Genomic DNA, 3,907 nt, shown 5'->3' with positions numbered 1-3,907 from the left:
CAACCCCGCGTCATCAAAAGAAAGATGCCCAAATGGCACGTCAAACGCGCCCACCACGCCACCTGGCCCCGACCCCAACACCCACCCATCTACCAGATCACAACCCACTAACTGAACGGTATTAGGGTTAAGTCCCCATGCGGCAAGCCATCTGCGCCGTACTCTTTTGCTCTTGAGCGCTGTTCGCTTGTCAGGAGTTGCTTAGAAATATTAGTTGCTTTCGAAGAAAAGCCATCGGACTCTACATTGACTGAAGACAATAATGACGTCAAGTACGGAACATCAAGTATTGCATCGAAATCTACGGCTACGAATGCGCCTACGTCCAAGCCCTCTAACGCCGCTACGCATTGTGGAATCTGGGTCTTGCCGCCGGCGGGAACGAACAAGACCTCCTCCGCCGCAAAGCTTCCGCGGCGTCCTAGCTCATCGAGTACGGCTGCATACCACCGGCAGTCACCGTCGCTCTCACAGACAACGACCGTTCGATGAAAAAGTCCCTGCAGAACGTTCGAGTAGCGAAGCACAGGTCGGTCCCAGATCGACTTCACCCGCTCCGGAGATAACGTTGCCGCAGAGTTCCTGTTCTGCGACCGCTGCAGCCGCAGAAACGTTACTGGGCAATTTGTCTCGAGCAAACCGAGCACGAAGTCGCGGTCATGCGTTGCAGTAAGCAATTGCAGTCGGCGACTCCGCGCCTGCGCCCCGAGGTGCCGACCTAGCGATCGCGCCTGCGCCGGGTGCAGAAAAGCTTCGGGTTCGTCAATCACTGTCACCGACGCGCGAGACGTCATCAGATGAAGCACCATGCCGAGGTAGTTCTTGACTCCGTCGCCTTGCTCCGAAAGCAAGCGCAAGCTTGCGACTGATTCGGCGTACTCCCGCGTAGGGTGCTGCAAGGGAGGGGATTCAACTCCAGGTGTACCTACTCGTAGTTGAACGTTGCCGTTTGCCCTATCTAAAGTAAGCGGAAAACTAAACGTTTTTAAGCAAATTTGCGACAACTCTTGCTAAATCGCCGTCGATAAATAAGGCGTGGATCGGATTCCCGGTTATTTCCATACCTGGCTGCCCCATGCCGCCGGTTGCGACGCCCACGCGTTGCGCAGCATCGAGGGTTCGAAGAAACCATTCCATCACCCTTCCCATATTTTGACCGTGCGGATCGCTAAGCCATATCTGCAGCTGCGAGAGCTGCCAGCCCTGGCCACCTCCGGGTGGCATAAATGTTTCCGTTTGCCCGAGAGGCGCTTGGACGATCGAGGTCGAACGAGCCCAGGCTTCAACATCATCTGGAACGTCCAGCGAGTACTCGACCGACTCTAAGATCACTGCACGATCGGAATATCCTCGAATGCATTCGCTCACATCTCGAAGGAGCTGCGACTTTCCGACATTGTTGCCACCGACCACGCAGAGCACACCTGCCGGTGGCAGCTCGATAGTTGTCCCTGCCCTCGTCCTTATTTGATTCATACGAAAGTTCGTCACAGGTTGTGATCTTCCCCGAACCCTCCCAAACGTTCAAGTGCACTGCGCGCGCTTGGCTCATAGTCGGCGATCTGCTCGACGGCCTGCTGCTCTGCGGCCTCCTCGACATTGAACAGCGTTCCGTTCGGACAGTGGAGCGCTTGTGCGATGGCAACCGCTGTGCTGAGCGAGCAGGTAGTGCGGCGTCCGGTGATGAGGTGGTTGGCGGTGGAGTGGCTTAGGCCGGCGCGGCGCGCGATCTCGCGCTCGGACATGCGCGCGTTATCTACGAAGGCGGCCAAGACCAGGCGGTTACGCAACCGCATCGCGAGCCTCCAGTGACCCGCAGTGGGCTGTGCGATTGGTGTTCCTGTCCCTGCTCCGATCGGTGCTCCCGCTAGGCAGGATCACCACCAGCGAGAGACAGGCCCGCAAACATGCCGGGTCGAGGCCCTACGCAGGTCCCAGACTCGTAGGCATCAGTCAACAAAACATGCCCGTTACAGCGCCGGCCCCGGGCAGTGATGCCACGCAGACCCGTCAGGATTCAGCCTCGGCACGACCTTGCAGACGAGGGGTGCTCGGCTGCGGCGCTGCACCGTGCTTACAGCTTCAAATCATAGGAGGCGTATGGGTTGAGGATCTGCCGACCGAACAGCGCGTTCTTATCGACAAGGGTGAGCCGTAACAGTTCGGCGACGTCATCCCAGTTCTCGCGGATCGTCACGACCTGGTACTCGATGATGTCGCGTGCCTGGGCGCGGGAGAGCCCATAGTCCTGCGCTGCGTTGACGCAGACGACGAACTGGCTGTCGCGGCTGCCATCACGGCCAATATCCATCGCCTGGCGAGCCTCGCCACCGCTTCGTGGTTGCGGCGCTAGATCGTAGGCTGGTGTCAGTTCGAGATGGTGGCCGTCCCAGAACGCGGCGTGGTTGCGGGCATGGTCATCGATGTTGCCGATGGCGATGTTGAAGACGACACGCTCGAACAGCTGCTTGCCGAGTCCTTCGCCGTATTTGCTGCGCTGGCGCAGCACGTCAAGCATCTCCGGGTAGGACGAGTAGCGGGCACCGAGGAAGTCGCCGTAGCCCAGCATCGTGAGACCGGACACAACCATCCGGCGCTCGCCTGGACCGGGCCGGTCGAAGCGCTCGATGAGGAGAACCTCGCGGCCGAGTGAGGTGATGACGCGCGAGGGCGGGACATCGATGCCGACACGGCGAGCCAGCTCCAGACCGGCAGCTTCTGCCTTGACCATCGGGTAGATGTCGGTGGACATGGTGAGCTTTGCGATCAGGTGCTTGTCGCCGTCGACCAGCGTCACCTTCGGCCGCGCGCCGCCTATGGACGTTCCGTGCACGAGCACCGCGGCAAGAGCGGGGCTCAGCTCGCCTTCGTCGAGAGCACGTGCTGCCGCGTGCAACTCGTCCAGGGTCGCGCCGTCCGCACGGGCGACGTACTCGGTCGCGCTGACCTGGAAGTCGAGCCCGCCGATCCGGTTCGACCCGGACTCCAGCAGGAAGGTCAGCCGGTCCAGATTGACCGCGTCGGCTTCGCGGCCCTGCTTGCCGGTGAGCCGCGCGATGATGACCCGCTGGCCCCACGAGTCTGGGCTGGCGTCCCATAGGCTGCCGGCCATCTCCATGCCGTCCGGCGGGTCGATCCAGCCTGACCGAATCGGCAACTCCGGCCCATAGAGGCTGATCGCGTCTGGGCGTGCGAGGTAGCTTTCACCGTAGATGAACCGGTAACCGTTGCCGAGGCGGTTGATGCGGCCGGCAACGACCGGCTGGACGGCTCCCGGCAGCCACGCCCAGACGAAGGCGTTGTCAGAAGGCTGCGTCATCGGCGCTGTCGTTGGTGACTGGCCTGCGGATGCGCGCGGGCAAGAGCGCGAGGGTCTCCTCGCCCTGGCGGCGGGCACGCGCAAGGTCGGCGCCGTCAAGGCCGAACAGGTTGACTCCGACGGTGAACGCGGCGTTGAAAACGTTGCCGATAGACACCGACGGCGAGCCGGACTCGATGGCGTGCATTGTCTTCTGGGTGACCCCGACCCGCGCGGCTAGGTCGGCCTGCGTCCAAGCCCGCCTGGCGCGCGCGGCCTTGATCTGGTTACCCAGCACAGCAATCGCGTCCTCGGACGCGCGCGTCACCGCCACCATCCGACGAGCCATAGTCCACCGCCTTAGATTACCGATTAGAACGCTTAGAAGGGATTCTATTATGTATCCGAGGCTGGTCAAGGTAGGCTGTCACGGGAGCCAGAGGTCGGCCCGGAGTGCAAGGATGGGCCAACGGGCTTGATCGCCCCTCGGACACTTCCCATAACCCCACGGTTGGGGTCTGATGCCGGCTTCTGCGCGGACGAGGCGCTTGTTCGGTTCGTAGGTCAGCGTGGTGCCGAGTTGGCGGTAGACCTCGGCCTTGTCCTCGG

At 61.5% G+C, this 3,907-nt stretch carries 6 protein-coding genes; all 6 read right to left on the bottom strand.

Annotation, left to right across the window (positions count from 1 at the left end; all coding sequences use genetic code 11):
- Positions 1-107: 107 nt before the first annotated feature.
- On the bottom strand, positions 108-851 hold the full coding sequence (locus RM423_RS26125) for an ATP-dependent nuclease (protein WP_396327866.1): 744 nt from the start codon (positions 849-851) through the stop codon (positions 108-110).
- A 124-nt stretch (positions 852-975) separates the two neighbouring features.
- Positions 976-1,491, bottom strand: a complete 516-nt coding sequence (locus tag RM423_RS24200) for a hypothetical protein (protein ID WP_311425600.1) — start codon at positions 1,489-1,491, stop codon at positions 976-978.
- The gene (locus RM423_RS24195) at positions 1,488-1,796 is read right to left on the bottom strand and encodes a helix-turn-helix domain-containing protein (RefSeq protein ID WP_311425599.1); all 309 of its coding nucleotides are present in this window, start codon (positions 1,794-1,796) and stop codon (positions 1,488-1,490) included. Before RM423_RS24195 ends, RM423_RS24200 begins: the two co-directional genes overlap by 4 nt.
- Positions 1,797-2,074: 278 nt before the next feature.
- Positions 2,075-3,319: a type II toxin-antitoxin system HipA family toxin gene (locus RM423_RS24190; RefSeq protein WP_311425598.1), complete on the bottom strand. Its 1,245-nt coding sequence runs from the start codon at positions 3,317-3,319 to the stop codon at positions 2,075-2,077.
- Positions 3,303-3,635 carry a helix-turn-helix transcriptional regulator gene (locus tag RM423_RS24185; RefSeq protein WP_311425597.1) on the bottom strand — a complete coding sequence of 111 codons (333 nt, stop codon included), beginning with the start codon at positions 3,633-3,635 and terminating at the stop codon, positions 3,303-3,305. Before RM423_RS24185 ends, RM423_RS24190 begins: the two co-directional genes overlap by 17 nt.
- Before the next feature lie 90 nt (positions 3,636-3,725).
- Positions 3,726-3,907, bottom strand: a 182-nt coding sequence (locus RM423_RS24180) for a hypothetical protein (protein WP_311425596.1), incomplete at its 5' end; no start/stop codon positions are given.

Source organism: Jatrophihabitans lederbergiae, assembly GCF_031845305.1.
Taxonomy (GTDB): domain Bacteria; phylum Actinomycetota; class Actinomycetes; order Mycobacteriales; family Jatrophihabitantaceae; genus Jatrophihabitans_A; species Jatrophihabitans_A lederbergiae.
The sequence above is the reverse complement of the archived record's forward strand: the minus strand, read 5'-3'. Positions and strand labels throughout refer to the sequence as shown.

What these genes read in the sequence shown, in the direction of transcription:
- RM423_RS24195 (WP_311425599.1), bottom strand. Translation starts at nt 1,796, where the DNA reads ATGCGGTTGCGTAACCGCCTGGTCTTGGCCGCCTTCGTAGATAACGCG.
- RM423_RS24185 (WP_311425597.1), bottom strand. Translation starts at nt 3,635, where the DNA reads ATGGTGGCGGTGACGCGCGCGTCCGAGGACGCGATTGCTGTGCTGGGT.
- RM423_RS24190 (WP_311425598.1), bottom strand. Translation starts at nt 3,319, where the DNA reads ATGACGCAGCCTTCTGACAACGCCTTCGTCTGGGCGTGGCTGCCGGGA.